Source organism: Halorubrum orientale, from assembly GCF_059623105.1.
In genome coordinates, this window is sequence record NZ_JBSPSR010000008.1 from 76,853 (window position 1) to 90,524 (window position 13,672).

The 13,672-nt window shown below is 65.5% G+C and carries 17 protein-coding genes; 8 read left to right on the forward strand and 9 right to left on the reverse strand.

Going from position 1 to position 13,672, the window contains the following annotated elements; translation table 11 throughout:
- The first annotated feature begins 50 nt into the window (after nucleotides 1-50).
- The 4 genes from ACWUI7_RS10245 to ACWUI7_RS10260 all read left to right on the forward strand — a co-directional run bounded on the left by ACWUI7_RS10245 (nucleotide 51) and on the right by ACWUI7_RS10260 (nucleotide 4,479).
- The gene (locus ACWUI7_RS10245; RefSeq protein ID WP_496642128.1) at nucleotides 51-770 is read left to right on the forward strand and encodes an SDR family NAD(P)-dependent oxidoreductase; all 720 of its coding nucleotides are present in this window, start codon (nucleotides 51-53) and stop codon (nucleotides 768-770) included.
- 102 nt (nucleotides 771-872) lie between these two features.
- Complete coding sequence (locus tag ACWUI7_RS10250) at nucleotides 873-2,123, forward strand: M20/M25/M40 family metallo-hydrolase (RefSeq protein WP_496642129.1); 1,251 nt, start codon at nucleotides 873-875, stop codon at nucleotides 2,121-2,123.
- Nucleotides 2,124-2,156: 33 nt separating this feature from the next.
- Nucleotides 2,157-3,434: an amidohydrolase gene (locus tag ACWUI7_RS10255; protein ID WP_496642130.1), complete on the forward strand. Its 1,278-nt coding sequence runs from the start codon at nucleotides 2,157-2,159 to the stop codon at nucleotides 3,432-3,434.
- Nucleotides 3,435-3,501: 67 nt separating this feature from the next.
- Entirely contained in the window at nucleotides 3,502-4,479 is a 978-nt protein-coding gene (locus ACWUI7_RS10260) for an ornithine cyclodeaminase family protein (protein ID WP_496642131.1), read from the forward strand.
- A 54-nt stretch (nucleotides 4,480-4,533) separates the two neighbouring features.
- Here ACWUI7_RS10260 and ACWUI7_RS10265 read toward each other — a convergent pair whose 3' ends face one another.
- The 3 genes from ACWUI7_RS10265 to ACWUI7_RS10275 all read right to left on the reverse strand — a co-directional run bounded on the left by ACWUI7_RS10265 (nucleotide 4,534) and on the right by ACWUI7_RS10275 (nucleotide 7,004).
- The gene (locus ACWUI7_RS10265; RefSeq protein ID WP_496642325.1) at nucleotides 4,534-5,076 is read right to left on the reverse strand and encodes a YqaA family protein; all 543 of its coding nucleotides are present in this window, start codon (nucleotides 5,074-5,076) and stop codon (nucleotides 4,534-4,536) included.
- Nucleotides 5,077-5,150: 74 nt separating this feature from the next.
- Nucleotides 5,151-5,576 carry a GtrA family protein gene (locus tag ACWUI7_RS10270; protein ID WP_496642132.1) on the reverse strand — a complete coding sequence of 142 codons (426 nt, stop codon included), beginning with the start codon at nucleotides 5,574-5,576 and terminating at the stop codon, nucleotides 5,151-5,153.
- Nucleotides 5,577-7,004 carry a sulfatase gene (locus ACWUI7_RS10275; protein WP_496642133.1) on the reverse strand — a complete coding sequence of 476 codons (1,428 nt, stop codon included), beginning with the start codon at nucleotides 7,002-7,004 and terminating at the stop codon, nucleotides 5,577-5,579.
- Between the two features lie 160 nt (nucleotides 7,005-7,164).
- Between ACWUI7_RS10275 and ACWUI7_RS10280 the strand changes: the two genes are divergently transcribed.
- Nucleotides 7,165-7,455, forward strand: a complete 291-nt coding sequence (locus tag ACWUI7_RS10280) for a DUF8072 family protein (protein ID WP_496642134.1) — start codon at nucleotides 7,165-7,167, stop codon at nucleotides 7,453-7,455.
- Nucleotides 7,456-7,535: 80 nt separating this feature from the next.
- Here the strand turns inward: ACWUI7_RS10280 and ACWUI7_RS10285 are convergent, their stop codons facing one another.
- Both ACWUI7_RS10285 and ACWUI7_RS10290 read right to left on the reverse strand, forming a co-directional pair.
- On the reverse strand, nucleotides 7,536-8,039 hold the full coding sequence (locus ACWUI7_RS10285) for a universal stress protein (protein WP_496642135.1): 504 nt from the start codon (nucleotides 8,037-8,039) through the stop codon (nucleotides 7,536-7,538).
- 54 nt (nucleotides 8,040-8,093) lie between these two features.
- A complete protein-coding gene (locus tag ACWUI7_RS10290) occupies nucleotides 8,094-10,007 on the reverse strand; it encodes an ATP-binding protein (RefSeq protein ID WP_496642136.1) in 1,914 nt (637 codons plus the stop codon).
- A 108-nt stretch (nucleotides 10,008-10,115) separates the two neighbouring features.
- Here ACWUI7_RS10290 and ACWUI7_RS10295 point away from each other — a divergent pair, with 108 nt between their 5' ends.
- Nucleotides 10,116-10,451: a DUF7113 family protein gene (locus tag ACWUI7_RS10295; protein ID WP_496642137.1), complete on the forward strand. Its 336-nt coding sequence runs from the start codon at nucleotides 10,116-10,118 to the stop codon at nucleotides 10,449-10,451.
- 73 nt (nucleotides 10,452-10,524) lie between these two features.
- Here the strand turns inward: ACWUI7_RS10295 and ACWUI7_RS10300 are convergent, their stop codons facing one another.
- The 3 genes from ACWUI7_RS10300 to ACWUI7_RS10310 form a co-directional block, all read right to left on the reverse strand.
- The gene (locus tag ACWUI7_RS10300; RefSeq protein ID WP_496642138.1) at nucleotides 10,525-10,731 is read right to left on the reverse strand and encodes a hypothetical protein; all 207 of its coding nucleotides are present in this window, start codon (nucleotides 10,729-10,731) and stop codon (nucleotides 10,525-10,527) included.
- 62 nt (nucleotides 10,732-10,793) lie between these two features.
- Nucleotides 10,794-11,735, reverse strand: coding sequence for an LLM class oxidoreductase (locus ACWUI7_RS10305; RefSeq protein ID WP_496642139.1), 942 nt, complete (start codon nucleotides 11,733-11,735; stop codon nucleotides 10,794-10,796).
- 84 nt (nucleotides 11,736-11,819) lie between these two features.
- Nucleotides 11,820-12,020: a hypothetical protein gene (locus ACWUI7_RS10310; RefSeq protein ID WP_496642140.1), complete on the reverse strand. Its 201-nt coding sequence runs from the start codon at nucleotides 12,018-12,020 to the stop codon at nucleotides 11,820-11,822.
- 191 nt (nucleotides 12,021-12,211) lie between these two features.
- Between ACWUI7_RS10310 and ACWUI7_RS10315 the strand changes: the two genes are divergently transcribed.
- Nucleotides 12,212-12,508 (forward strand): DUF211 domain-containing protein, encoded by a 297-nt coding sequence (locus ACWUI7_RS10315; protein WP_496642141.1) that lies wholly within the window; start codon nucleotides 12,212-12,214, stop codon nucleotides 12,506-12,508.
- Nucleotides 12,505-13,083 carry a VIT1/CCC1 transporter family protein gene (locus ACWUI7_RS10320; protein WP_496642142.1) on the forward strand — a complete coding sequence of 193 codons (579 nt, stop codon included), beginning with the start codon at nucleotides 12,505-12,507 and terminating at the stop codon, nucleotides 13,081-13,083. The genes ACWUI7_RS10315 and ACWUI7_RS10320 overlap by 4 nt, the downstream gene beginning before the upstream one ends.
- Nucleotides 13,084-13,159: 76 nt before the next feature.
- On the opposite strand, the gene ACWUI7_RS10325 is transcribed toward ACWUI7_RS10320, so the two are convergent.
- Nucleotides 13,160-13,636, reverse strand: coding sequence for a 50S ribosomal protein L11 (locus ACWUI7_RS10325; RefSeq protein WP_496642143.1), 477 nt, complete (start codon nucleotides 13,634-13,636; stop codon nucleotides 13,160-13,162).
- Nucleotides 13,637-13,672 lie beyond the last annotated feature (36 nt).

Consider the following 13,672-nt stretch of genomic DNA (forward strand, 5'->3'; position numbering starts at 1 on the left):
TCGGGCGCGCGGTCATCACGGTTTTGCCGGGGTAGGCCGTACAAAGAGGTATGCCTCGAACTGCGGTCATCGCTGGCGTCGGTCCGGGACTGGGAGAATCGCTCGCGCGACGACTGGCTGCTGAGGGGTGCCGTGTCGCACTGTTCGCCCGCTCCGAGACGTACCTCGAGGAGCTTGCGGCTGACCTACCGGAGCCCGGCGAGGGGCTCGCCGTGCCAACCGACCTTACCGACGTCGACGCGGTGCGGTCGTCCGTCGAGACGGTTCGAGAGGAATTTGGCCCCGTCGACGTGTTGATCAACCACGCTAGCAGCGCCGCGTGGAAGGGGATCGCGGACGCGAGCGTCGCGGAGTTCGAGCGGTCGTGGGCTGTCGGAGTTCGCGGGCCGTTCGTCTGCACGCAGGAGGCAGTCGAGGACATGCTCGAGACGGGCGGCGGCACGGTGATCTTCACTGGGGCGACCTCGGCGGTGCGGAGTCTCGGCGGTGCCGTCGGGTTCACCGCCGCGAAGTTCGCCGCGCGAGGGATGGCGATGGACGTCGCCCAGGAGTTCGGTGGCGACGGAGTCCACGTCGCACACGTCGTCCTTGACGGCCAGATCGACACGCCTGGGACGCGCGACCGCTACCCGGACCGCGACCAGACGACGTTTCTCGACCCCGACGAGATCGCCGAGACGTACTGGCACCTGATCGAACAGGACGCCGTCGGGACACAGCCGTTCGAGGTTCATCTCACCAACGGGCCGCAGAGCACTGAGTTCCTGTAGTCGTTCCTACAAACACCTGTTCTCGCGAGCCAACCACGTTCCGTCCCGCAGCAGGCGATCCAACCCGAACCCTCAGGTACTCGCGCCGAGACTGGACGCCTAATGGAGCTCCGGGAAGACGAGTTGCGGGCGCTAGCGTCGAATCTGGTGTCGTTCGAGAGCTACCCGGGCGAGGAGGCGGCCGTTCAGGCGTGGCTGTGGGAGCGTTTGGGTGCACTCGGCTTCGATCGATACCGATGGGAGCCGGACCCTGCAGTGCTGACAGCCCATCCCTCGTTTCCGCCCATTGAGACGCTCGACCTCGCGGACCGGCCGAGCATCGCCGGCGTCCTCGAGTTCGGTGACCCGGACGCCGGTCCGACGATCGTGCTCAACGGCCATGCCGACGTTGTTCCAGTTGAGGCGTCTGCGTGGAGTGAGGAACCGTTCGACCCGGCGTGGCGCGACGGGCAACTCTACGGCCGCGGCTCGGCCGATATGAAATGTGGGCTCGCGGCGTGCGTGATCGCGGCGCTGGCTGTCGAGGCGGTCGCCGATGGCCGCGGGCTGAACGGGCGGGTGGTTGTCGAGAGCGTCGTCGGTGAGGAAGCGGGTGGTATCGGTGCGGCCACCGCGGCCGCGGTGAATCCGTACCCGTTCGAGCGAGACGCCGCGATCATCGCTGAACCCACCGATTTCGCGCTCGTCGTCGCCGCCGGGGGAAGCCTCATGACACGGCTTGAGGTGACCGGGAAGTCGGCACACGCCGCCAGGGCCTGGGAGGGTGAGTCCGTGCTACCGCACTTCGAGCAGATCCGGCGGGCGTTCAAATCACTCGAGCGCGAGCGCGCCGAGCAGGTGACGCATCCGCGATTCACCGCGTACGACGCTCCGTGGCCGGTGACGTTCGGGCGGGTCGAAGCCGGTGAGTGGGCGTCGTCGGTTCCCGCCTCGCTCACCGCCGAGATCCGCATCGGCGTTGCCCCCCACGAGACGGTCGCCGAGGTCGAAGCCACCTATCGACACCGGCTCGAGGATGTGTGTACAGAGCACCTGTGGCTCACAGACCACCCACCGACTCTCGACCGATTCTCCGTGCAGTTCGAGGGCTCAGAGGTCGACCCCGACGAGCCGATCGTTTCGTGTGTCGAGACCGCCGCGGTTGCACACGGCATCACGGACCCGAGCTACGAGGGGTTCACCGCAGGGACAGACGCCAGACACTACCTAGGTGCGGGGATTCCGACGGTCGTGTTCGGGCCGGGTTCGGTCGACCTCGCACACGCGCCCGACGAGCATCTCGAGTGGGACGCGCTCCGACGCGGCTGTCAGATGCTCGCGACCGCAACGACGACCGCACTCGAGGCGTACTGAACAATTAAGCGGTCCGTCTGCTAACGAGTCGACGTGCGCGTACAACCCCAGTCTCGGCTGATCGAACTGCGTCGCGACCTCCACCGGCGTCCGGAGCTCGGCTGGTGTGAATTCTACACGACCGGCCGTATCGTCGACGCGCTACACGAGATCGACCTCGACGAGCTGTACGTCGGCAGCGACGTCCACAGTGAAGACCAAGTCCGCCCGCCGAGTGCGGCAGCACTTGACCGCGCGGCCGAGCGAGCACGCGACCTCGATGTCGACGAGGCGGTCCTGACGAAGCTCAAGGACGGGTACACCGGTGCGCTCGCGGTGCTGGAACGCGGTCCGGGACCCACCGTGCTCGTCCGGGTCGACATCGATGGACTCCCACAACAGGAGTCCAGCGACGACGACCACGACCCAGCCGCAAACGGGTTCGCCTCGGTGTACGACGAACGGATGCACGCCTGCGGACACGACGCCCACGCGGCGATCGGTGTGGGTGTCGCCGAGGCGGTCGCAGCGAGCGAGTTTACTGGCACGCTGAAGGTGCTCTTCCAGCCCGCCGAGGAACTCGGCGCTGGGGCCGCCTCGGTCGTCGAGAGCGGACACCTCGACGACGTCGACGCGCTCGTCGCGATCCACGTCGGCCTCGATGCAGAGACGGGAACGGTGATCCCAGACGTCGACTCGTTCCTCGCGATACGGGGGTTCGAGGCGACGTTCGAGGGCGCGCCCGCACACGCCGGGATTGCACCACAGGAGGGATCAAATGCGATCCAAGCGCTCTCGACGGCCGTCTCCAACCTGTATGCGATTCCTCGACACGCGGACGGAAAGACACGGATCAATGTCGGTGAGATAGCCGGCGGGACTGCCTCGAACATCGTCGCCGAGTCGGCGACACTCCGCGGCGAGGTGCGTGGGTCGACGACCGCCCTTCGCGAGTCGCTCGAGGACCGCGCTACGGGCGTCATTGAGAGCGCTGCCCGCCTTCACGACTGTGCTGTCGATGTATCCTCTCTCACCGGTGCGCCGAGTGCAACCTGTGATGAGCGGCTTATCGAGGTTGTCGCGGCCGCGGCACGGGCACGAGGGGCGAACGTAGTTCCAGAAGACGGTGCGGCCCTCGGCGGCAGCGAGGACGCGACGCGCCTGATGCGGGCCGTCCAGCGAGCAGGGGGCACGGCGACGTACGTCGGGTTCGGCGCGAGCAATCCGACCGGCCATCACACCGCGACGTTCGACGTCGACGAGGCGGTGATCCCGCTCGCGGTCGACGTGATGACAGATACTGTGTGTGCGATCGCCGAGTCAGAGGCATAAGGGCCCAGAATCCGAGGTCTGTCCCCGTGGCAAAGCCCTAACTCACCCGCGTGCATCGGTCGTGACCATGGTACTTGTTCTCTCAGCGGCTGACGTCGAACGGCAGCTGGAACTTGGCCCGCTCGTCGATGTCGTCACAGAGACGCTGATACGACAGGCCGCCGGCGAGGTCGAACGACCAGAGCGGCCACACTTTCCGGTCGGTGTCGGGCTCGACGGTGACGAGCCCATGGGAACCGGTATCGCCATGCCAGCGTACGTCCACGGCGCTGACCACTACGCGACGAAGCTGGTTGGGGTCCACGAGGGAAATGCGGACCGCGGCCTTCCGACGATCAACGCACAAATAGTGCTCACCGACGCGCGAACCGGCGTCCCTGAGGCGTTGATCGCCGGCACGACGGTGACGAATGCCCGAACAGGCTGTATCGGTGCGGCCGCGGTCCGTGCGCTCGCACCCGACACCGACTCACTCACGCTCGGTGTCGTCGGCGCGGGCGCGCAGGCGCGCTGGCAGACCCGGGCGATCGCGACCGTAGCGTCGCTCAACGACGTTCGGATCTACTCACCGAGTGAGTCGCGAGTAGAGTGTGCGAGCGACCTCGATGGTGAGGCGATTCCGGCTCGCTCTGTTGCGACGCCGACTGAAGCGGTCACCGACGCCGACGTGGTTGTGACCGCGACGACAGCGACCGAGCCGGTGTTCCCGGAGGCCGCGCTGGCACCCGGGGCGCTCGTCGTTGCCGTCGGGGCATTCACCGACGAGATGCAAGAGCTCGAGCCGGCCATCCTCGCGGACGCCGAGCAGGTGTTTGCCGACGTGCCGGGCGAAGCGGCCCACACCGGTGACGTGCTGGCGAGCCCCCTCAATACGGCCGACCTCGTCGAGCTCGGCGTGCCACTTGCCGACGGGTACACCCGCGAGTCGCCGAGCGGGACGCTCGTGGTCACGAGCGTGGGGTCAGCGACGCTCGACGCGGCGGCTGGCACGGCCGTCTATCGGCGTGCGGTCGACGCGGGTGACGGCACCGAGGTGTCGTTTTGAGGCGCCGGCTTCTCGAGTCCTCCCATACGAGCACGTCGACCGTGGTGAGTCGGCTCACACGACCGTGGCGACGCTGCCGACGAGCGCGAGCGTGACCGTAAGCCGGCCGAGGCTCCCGAGGAAGGTCGCCACGGCGAACCGGGTGTAATCACGCTCGAGGACGGCGAACGCGTAGATCGAGAGGGTGTCGGGGAAAAAGGGCACCGAGAGGGCAATTGCGAGCCCGCCGTACCCGTACCGCTGTGCGAGCTGTGCCGATCGCGTCTCAGACCACGCTACGACGTTCCAGCGCGAGCGCCGAAGCCACCGGATGACCGGACCAGACTGTTTGACCTCTTGGCCGATGTGGAAGGCGAACACGCTCCCGAACGCCTTCCCCGTCGCACTGACGAGCATGATACTTCCGAGGTGGACCCACCGCGGGAACCCGAAGTCGATCGGCGCCGCGAGGACGACTTCACTCGGCCCGGGGAGTGCAAAGGCGATCAAAAACGAGTACACGAAGACGACCACCATTCCGGCCCACCCCGTAGCCGACTCGACGAGCGCCTCGAGACCTGCCTCGGCGCCGGCGACGACCGATCCAGAACCAAGCACCCCGGAGACGACCGCCGGTACGGCTGCTTCCGCGGCAGGACCGACAATGCCGACCGTCGACGCGACCGACACGGTCAGCCACCCCACGTCCAGTGGGCGTCAAGGACGAACCGATACAGACCGCTCACGACGATCGCGAGGCCGTTTGCGACGAGATACAAGACCTCGGCGACCTCGACGAAAGCGAAGAGGGCACCCAGTTGGATCGGGATTGCGGTCCCGCGGACCAAGTTCGTCTTACACAGCCCGTGGAGGTACTCGCGGACGCCCGTGTTGCGCGAGCCACGGAACGTCCAGGCGTTGTTGAGCACGTACGAAAGGAGAATGGTGAGTTCGATCGAGACGGTCGCCGCAAGCAGGTAGTTTACGCCACCGACGTCGACGAACAGCCACAAAAGCGCCATTTGGACCGCCGACGCGGCCGCCCCGACGATGACGAATCGGCGAAGCTGGAGCGCGAGTGGACCGTCGGCCAGTCCGCGGAGCAGCGACCGGATCATTTATTTGTAGCCGAGTGCCTCCAGTCGTGCTCCGAGGTCCTCGTCTACCTGTGCTGGTGTGGCTCTCTCGCCGTCGGTACGGATCGTCGCGGCGTGGGCGTCGGCCAGGGGGGCGAACCGATCGATGACCGTCTGGTCGTCGTCGGTCGGGTCGACGGTGCGGTCTCTCTGTTGGGTCGGATCCGACGGCCGGTGGTAGAGCTCTGTCGACCCATCTTCGACGTTCTCGATGTACGTCCACTCGGCGTCGCGAACGCTGATGTAGAGGTCGCCGTCGGCAAGCGACCGCGGAATCGGTTGGGCCGTCACATCGTCACCCCGGACGGTCACAGAGACGATCGGCTCTGCGGTCGGGGGGCTGCCATCGGTGACCGTTGAGCGGAGGTTCTCACCCTCCCACTCGTCCGGAGGTTCGACACCGAGTAACGCCGCGATGGTCGGTGGAATCGCGTCGAGGCCGACGCCGTGGTCGACTCGTCGACGTGGCGCCCCGGGGACGTCGACGACAAGCGGGACCTGTATCAACTCGTCGTACAGCTTCGGGTAGTGTGCGAGATGGCCGTGTTCTTGAAACTCTTCGCCGTGGTCGCCGGCGAGGATGACGGCGGTGTCGTCAGCGACACCTTCGGCGTCGAGTGTATCGAGGATACGGCCGATGCTGGCATCGACCTGTCGAACCGCTGCCCGATAGAGCGTCTCGAGCTCCTCAAGCGTTCGGTCGTCGACGTCAAGCCCGAGGCCAGTTCGCGTGTGAGCGTGGAGCAGTTGGTGGGTGCCAAGAAGGTTCGACGACACCTCGCGGATGTACCGCGGGGCGGGGACGTACGGGGTGTGTGCGTCCATATAGTGGACCCAGAGGAAGAACGGCTCGTCCGTCGTCTCCAGGAACGACGTGGCGGCATGTTCGACGTCGAACATACGCGAGGTGTCGAGGAACGGCCGGTCATCGGTTTTACCGCGGATTCGCGACTCGATGCGGCGGAGCGGTGAGCCGAGCAGCTGGATCCACGCCTCGACCGTTGGGTGGGTCGCAAGGTACTTGCTGTAGATACTAGAGCCGACGCTGGCGACGAACGGCTCGAAAGCGTCGAAGCCCTCGTCGTACCCCCAGTGGGAGGTCAAAAAGCCGTTTGCGGCGTTGAACCCGGCGGTCTCGACGCCAGCCGAAGACAGTGTTTCTGCGAGGGTTGTCGCCTCCTCAACGCCGATGGCACCGCTTTCGGCGAAGACGCTCGAGGACGCCAGTATCGAGGGAAACGAGAATGGCGTCCAGTTGCCCGTCGCGAAGGCGTGATCGAAGACCGTCCCGCGCGCGGCGAGCGAGTCGATGACCGGTGTGTGGCGGTCACCGGTGTACGCGCCGACCGCGTCGGCGCGAAGCGAGTCAACGGTGACGAGAACGGCGTTCGAAACCGTCGCCTCACCCACGGATCGATGCCACCCCGATGACGGTGTCAGACGAGACGACGTTCACAATACATAGTTGATCGATCGTTTCACGTTTTATGTTTTCGGTCCCGAAGACTCACCCCTGTCGACCGGCCGCAGCTTCGCGGCATTTTAGCGCCGCGACGACGAACTACGTGGTATGGCGGACCTACACCCGATCGCCAAACGGATCCACAACGTCCAACCGGACCCGATCCGGCTCGAACTCGACAGCGGCGAGACCGGCACCTTCGAGTTCTCGTCGACGGAGTTCTTCCAGCGAGAGTTTCGCGGCGAGGGCGTCCGGACCGACGAGGATACAGACGCTGCCTTTCGACTGATCACTACGGACGACTACGAATCAGTGCTGCTCGGTCGCTCCGGCCCGGATGAAAACGGGTGGTCGATGCTCGGAACGGTGGTCGCGGCGACACCCACTGACGACGCGTAGCCTGTGGCTATCAGCGATCCACGATGCTCCTGAGTCGTCGACGCGGAGTTCACGGGACACAGACCGGCGATTACCGGCGGTCACCGAACGACCGTGACCGGGACGTCGGCTCGTCGCACGACGCCCTCGGCGACGCTTCCTAAGAGGACCCGCGAGAGTCCCGTCCGTCCCTGGCTCGCGAGCACGACGTGGTCGAACGGCTGGGTTGACGCATGCGTCCCAGTGCCGGCGTCGCCACCGTCTCTGTCGCGATCGGAGCTGCCGTCCCCACCGGCCTCGTCTTCTGATCCGGCGGCGACTGCGACGATGGTCGTCGTCGGTCGCCCGACCTCAAGTCGCGTCTCGACCGGACGGTCGACCCGGTCCGCGGCTTCCGCGAGGATGCGTTCACCGCGGGCATGAGCACTATCGTACCACTGTTGGACCGCGCCCGGGAACCCGCCGTCAGCACCCGTCGTCGACTCGGCGGGATTGATGACGTGTAGGGCAGTCACGGCAGCATCTGGCCACTCGTCGGCCGCGAAGGTGAGCGCCTCGGCCGCCTCTTCGGAGCCGTCGACCGCGACGAGGATTCGCTTCGCCATAGTGGTCGATACCCCGGGACCAGCAAAAAGCCGGGGGCTGGTTCTCGCTGGGGCTCACTCGCCGTGCCGGGTGACGCACGTCGAGAGTCCGATGAGTTCGACCGGCTCGGAGTTGTCGGGTGAGTACACCACCATCTGGCCCTTCTGCATGTACGGTACCTTTCCGGCGAGCGCCGTCGGGATGTTTACGCTCTGGATCGCGTCCTCATCACCGAGGTTCAACACGACCGTCGTGTTCACTTGTTTGAATACAGGGTCGGCGATGTCCTGTGGGTCCTGGGTGATCAAAAAGAGCCCGAGCCGCTCTTTTCGCCCCTGTTTTGCCGCCTCGGTGAACGTTGAGACGACCTGGCGCGCCTGGACGGTGTCGGCGTCGGCGAGGAAGTTGTGTGCCTCGTCCATCCCGATCAAAAGCGGCGTCTGTTTGATCCGATCGCTTCGCGGGTCGTTTGACAGCTTGTCGCCGACGAGCATCGACGACACCGCGAGCACGACGATCTCTTTTTGTCTGGACGTGGGGAGGTGGTACGTCGGAATCACGCTCAGTCCACCCGGCCGAACGAGCGTATGGTCGAGTTCGGTGATGGGAACCGCGTCACCGTCGAAGACGCCGCCGGGAACCGCGCGCACCCGGCGTTTGACCGCGTCGTACGTCGCCTCATGTACCCGGCCGCTCTCGTGGAGCTCCTCTTGGAGGGTGGGATCGTCGAGGAAGGTAAGGAACTCACGGTACGTCCCCTCATCGCCGTAGTCGCGGAAGAATCGCCGGAGGAGCGTCGAGAGCCCCGCGTACTGGTTGTCGTTGAGCCCGGACCCCGCGACGAGCCACGGCATGTCGTACTCGTCGACCATCGAGAACGGAATCGTGAACGAAATCCGCTCGGCACGATGGCCCTCGCCTGGGTACGTCGCATCCGGGACACTCGGTACGAGCGCTATCGTATCATCGTGACCGCCGTGTGCAATCCCCTCACGATCGAGCCGTCTCGCCGTCGCCGCGTCCATCGACGGGTTATCGTCGTGCATCTGGGCGTACTCGTCTTGCGGGTCGAACTGGACGACAGCCATGCGCGCGTCGCGGCCGTCATCCATCGGGTACGTTCGGTCGGCGTCAAGGTACTGCCGGAGGACGTTCTTCGCGGCGTGTGTCTTCCCGGAGCCTGTCCCCCCGGCGACGAGGGTGTGCCTGAACGCGAGCGGGTCGCCCTCGCTGTAGTCGTCCCGGATCCGGTAGTCGACCGTCGGGGGCGATGCCGCCGTCCGGACGCGCTCGCCGCCGACCGCGAGGTGGCCGAGAAAGACGCCTGACTCGGGAATTGTCAGCCCGGTCTTGATCTCTGCGTCGTCTGCGGCCGCTTCGACCACCGAGCCGGGTTTTGGAACCCGGTCTGTCATCCGGCGACGCAGCTCGGCTCCGTCCTCGTACACCATCGCCACCGGGTTGAGTTCGGCGACGAACTTGTAGTCTCGTTCGGTGAACTCCTCGCGGCGCATCTCTCGGCGCGCGTGGATTTCGGTGGCGTCATCGGCGCGAAACTCCTGTGCGTACTCGAGTGCAGAGATCTGCGCGAAGAGTCGCTCCCCGTCGGGGTACGGCACCAGTAGGTAGGTCCCGAGCCGAACTGCATCGCGATTGTCCGTCGTGATGAACGCCCGGAGCGTGGTGTCGTCTTCGGCATTGGAGACCCGAAGTCCCTGTGAGACCGCGACAACGCCGAGCCCACGGTCGTCGCCGGTCGGCTCGACGTCGTAATTCGCGAAGTCGTCCGTAGACGGGTGCTCGCCGCTCACCGTCGAGTCGGTCACCGCCGCCGACTCGGGATCGGTACCCGTACTGGTATCGCTGTCTTCGGCATCCGTGTTTTCAGCCGCTGGCTCGGGAGCGTCCGCGGCGGTATCCGCCGCCGCATCGGTAGTCTCGCCACCGTCGTCGCGGTCGGTGAACTCGGTGAAGTCCTCGAGAGTCATGTCTCACACCGCGCCCTCCATCCGCAAAGCGGTTTCCCCCGGTGGTCCGCACGACTCCCCAACCCGCCACACAGACGAGCTTTTGCCGCCGAACCCCCTATCAGCGATATGTTACTCGTTCGCGGCAGTGGCGGCGGAACGGACCTCACCGGCACGGTGTTCGAACGCGGCGAGGAGCCGCCGACGTACAAAGGAGCACCGGACGAGACGGCTCCCTACGTCTGGGTGTGTGACGCCTTCTACGAGGTCGAAAGCGGTGGATCACCGCTTCAACTCGACGGGACAGAGATTCGGGTCGCGTTCGAAGAACCCATGTCACGCGGCTTCGACACGCGGGAGGCGGCGCTCGATGCGGCCCGCGAACACGTCCGAACGCAGTTCGCCCGAATCGGCGTCGACGCCGACCGGGTTACCGTCGAGGTGACGGCACCCGACCCCGCCTGAACAACCTCATCCGTGGGCGTGGTGCCGGTTGTTCTCGTCTATTCTCGTGTCGTGTGGTGTCGCGTTTAACGGGTTAGTCGTCGGCCGGTCGCTCCGGACCAGTCGCGCCACAGACGCCGAGTGGAAGGCCATCAGCGTCTTGTGGTGCCGGTGAGCCTCCGCGGGCAGCGTCGTCTATTAGTCCACAGAGCAGCGCCTCAACGCTCACCCCGCGGGCGGCCGCCATCGCGGCGAGCCGCTCGTACTGTGCGTCCGGTATCGGCACAGGAGTCTCGTCCATGCGTGCGACTCTGTGACGAACCTACAAAAACGTTCGTGGGGTGAGAAACTGACGCGTGTGGCTCACAATGCGTCAAGGACGCCATCGGCGAACGTCGTCATCGCGCCCGCCGAATCGGCCCCTTGGAGCCCCACAATCACGTGGTCGACACCGGCCGTCTGGAGGTCACAGAAGTAGTCGCTGAACCACTCGACGCCGGCGTGGTAGCCGAGGTGGATCGGCTCCGGCTCAGCGTTCGGGTCGTCTGCTAATTTCACGCGGACCGCAATAGAAAACGGCTTGTCGTCTGCGAGCTCGCGCCACGTCTCGAGGTACGTCTCGAGTGTCGACTCGGGCAGGTGATAGAACAACCAGCCGTCGCCGTGCTCGGCTATCCACTCCGTCGACTGACGGGCGTTCCCCGTTGGAATGAGCGGGAGGGTCTCGCTCGTCGGCTTCGGAAGCACGTCGAGGTCACCGTCGAGCGTGCCCCAGTCACCCTCGACGGTTGGAAACGACTCCCGCCAGATGGTACGCATCGCCGCGACGCGCTCACGGAACGCGCGGCCGCGCTCGTCGTTGTCGACACCAAACACCGGGTACTCCGGGTCGCGGTCGCCCGAAGCAATCCCCAAGACGAGCCGACCGTTGGAGAGCCGGTCGACGCTGGCGGCGGCCTTCGCGAGGTGGACTGGGTGGCGCAGCGGGAGGATCACACTCGAGGTCCCAAGTGCGATCGACTCCGTGTGGGCGGCCGCATGCGAGAGCAGCGGCCACGGGTCGAACGCACCACCGGCGTCACCGAACCGTGGCCAGTACGTCGGCACGTCACGTGCCCAAAGACCATCGAAGCCGACGGCCTCCGCGTGACGAGCCAGCCGCATTTCCTCGTCGACGGCCGGTGTCGACTCGCGCGTCCCAGTCAACGGAAATCCAATCCCGACGGTCAGCCCGTCGTCGGCGAAGAGCTGTCGGTACCCGCGGTTCGCGTGGGGGGCGTCAGTTGTCCCGTGCTCGTCTGCCATGTGCCGACTCGGCGGGCGACGCGTATGGCTCCTGTGGACCATGTCCGAGAACGCATCCCAACGCAGGCCCGTCCGTGAACTGACTCACTCGTCGTCTTCGGTGTCTGGGGCCGTTTCTGCACCCGCCGCGTTCTCGGTCGGTTCAGCTTCGCCGCCTTCGGCCTCCTGTCCATCTGTGTCTTTCTCTTGTTCGCGTGCTTCGAGTTCGCGGTCGATCTCACGCTCACGCTGTGCCTGCTCCTTCCTGAGAGACGCCTCGTCTCGTCCCGATTTGGTGTCACCCATACGATCGTGGTACGAATACACAGATCATTGGAGCCGTCGAGAGTTCCACGAGTGTCGGAAGAATCGGACGAGAGGCCGGTTTGCGGCGGTGAGAATAGAGCGGTCGTGGTCGAACCCGCCGGCTAACCCGCACTTCTACGTTCGTGTCAGTTATCCTGTGGTTTTTCCGTTCCACCGCCCTCCCCGGGTGTATGCCGCCACTTCGACGCGTTATTGTCGACGTCTTGCGACCACATGACCCTCCGCTCGCGACGTTCACCGAACAGGTTGCTGCGACACAGACGGTCACCGGAGTAACAGCCTCGCTCCTCGAGCGAGACAAGACAGTACAGACGATCGTAGTTACACTCGAGGGAGACGACCTCGATCTAGACGCGATCACGACCGCAATCGAATCACTCGGCGGCTCCGTCCACTCCGTCGATCAAGTCTCATTTGGTGAGCGGCTCGTCGACCCTGGGCGTCCGTTGCCGGGGTCAGAGCGGTGACGTCGATCCGATCTCGGATCTCCCGCCTGTTCGACGACGACGTGCTTGCCATCTCTCGACGGTACTTCGTCTCGAACGGATTCGATGGGACGCTTACGAGCATCGGCATCGTCGTTGGTGCCGTTCTGACCGGCGTTTCCGACGGAGCTACGGTTATCGCGATCGGCGTCGGCGCGGCGGTCGGGCTCGGAACGTCAGCGCTGTGGAGCGTCTGGGAGATCGAGCGAGCCGAGACGCTCGTGGAGCGGGCACGGCTCGAGCGCGCGATGCTCACGAGCCTCGAAGGGACACACGTCCACCGCACACAACGACGGGCGCGTGTCGTCCACGCACTGTCGAGCGGACTCGGTCCGATCATCGGGACACTCGTTCCCGTCATACCATTCGTGTTTACAGAATCGGTCCTCACGATGCGTGACGCCGCCATCGTTGGCGTGCTTGCGGGTATCGGCGTTTTGGGTCTCTTCGGGGCGTATATGGGCGCCATCTCCGGCCAACGATGGTACATCGCTGCCGCACGGATGGGACTCGCCGGATTGGTCGTCGCACTGATCAACGTGGCCCTCCCGGGGTGACACAAACGCGTTGCTCGTCACACTTGTCGACGACACCGGACCACACTCGGTCCGGCGTGACGCCTCGTCGGTCCGATCAGGCCTCGAGTACGTCGTTGTACTCGCCGGCGTCGACGCGGTCGTCGAAGGTTCGTGCGTCTTCGCCCTCAATCGTAACGCCGAGGGACGCACAGGTGCCGCCGACCTCTTTGGCGGCGTTTTTCGTGTCGTACGAGAGGAGGTCAGTCGACTTCTGCTCGGCGACCGTCTTCACCTGCTCGATGGACATGTCTGCGACGAAGTCGGACTGGGGTTCGCCGGAGCCCGTCTCGAAGCCAGCCTCGTCTTTGATCAGCTCTGCGGTCGGAGGGACACCAACGTCGATGGTGAAGGCGCCGTCGTCGTCGTACTCGACGGTGACGGGGACCTCCATACCGTCGAACGCAGCGGTCTCCTCGTTGATCCGACTCACGACGTCTTGGACGTCCACCGGCGTCGGGCCAAGCTCCGGCCCGAGCGGCGGACCAGGGTTGGCCTGGCCGCCGGGGACGAGTGCCTCGATGGTTCCAGCCATGTGCGTTAGAACCCGTCGGTGACTTTTAACCGTTGT

Bases quoted from the DNA above. Each gene is read 5' to 3' on its own strand.
- ACWUI7_RS10295 (WP_496642137.1), top strand. From the start codon at position 10,116: ATGTTACTCGTTCGCGGCAGTGGCGGCGGAACGGACCTCACCGGCACG.
- ACWUI7_RS10285 (WP_496642135.1), bottom strand. From the start codon at position 8,039: ATGGCGAAGCGAATCCTCGTCGCGGTCGACGGCTCCGAAGAGGCGGCC.
- ACWUI7_RS10315 (WP_496642141.1), top strand. From the start codon at position 12,212: ATGCCGCCACTTCGACGCGTTATTGTCGACGTCTTGCGACCACATGAC.
- ACWUI7_RS10245 (WP_496642128.1), top strand. From the start codon at position 51: ATGCCTCGAACTGCGGTCATCGCTGGCGTCGGTCCGGGACTGGGAGAA.
- ACWUI7_RS10290 (WP_496642136.1), bottom strand. From the start codon at position 10,007: ATGACTCTCGAGGACTTCACCGAGTTCACCGACCGCGACGACGGTGGC.
- ACWUI7_RS10300 (WP_496642138.1), bottom strand. From the start codon at position 10,731: ATGGACGAGACTCCTGTGCCGATACCGGACGCACAGTACGAGCGGCTC.
- ACWUI7_RS10280 (WP_496642134.1), top strand. From the start codon at position 7,165: ATGGCGGACCTACACCCGATCGCCAAACGGATCCACAACGTCCAACCG.
- ACWUI7_RS10260 (WP_496642131.1), top strand. From the start codon at position 3,502: ATGGTACTTGTTCTCTCAGCGGCTGACGTCGAACGGCAGCTGGAACTT.
- ACWUI7_RS10325 (WP_496642143.1), bottom strand. From the start codon at position 13,636: ATGGCTGGAACCATCGAGGCACTCGTCCCCGGCGGCCAGGCCAACCCT.
- ACWUI7_RS10250 (WP_496642129.1), top strand. From the start codon at position 873: ATGGAGCTCCGGGAAGACGAGTTGCGGGCGCTAGCGTCGAATCTGGTG.
- ACWUI7_RS10270 (WP_496642132.1), bottom strand. From the start codon at position 5,576: ATGATCCGGTCGCTGCTCCGCGGACTGGCCGACGGTCCACTCGCGCTC.
- ACWUI7_RS10305 (WP_496642139.1), bottom strand. From the start codon at position 11,735: ATGGCAGACGAGCACGGGACAACTGACGCCCCCCACGCGAACCGCGGG.
- ACWUI7_RS10310 (WP_496642140.1), bottom strand. From the start codon at position 12,020: ATGGGTGACACCAAATCGGGACGAGACGAGGCGTCTCTCAGGAAGGAG.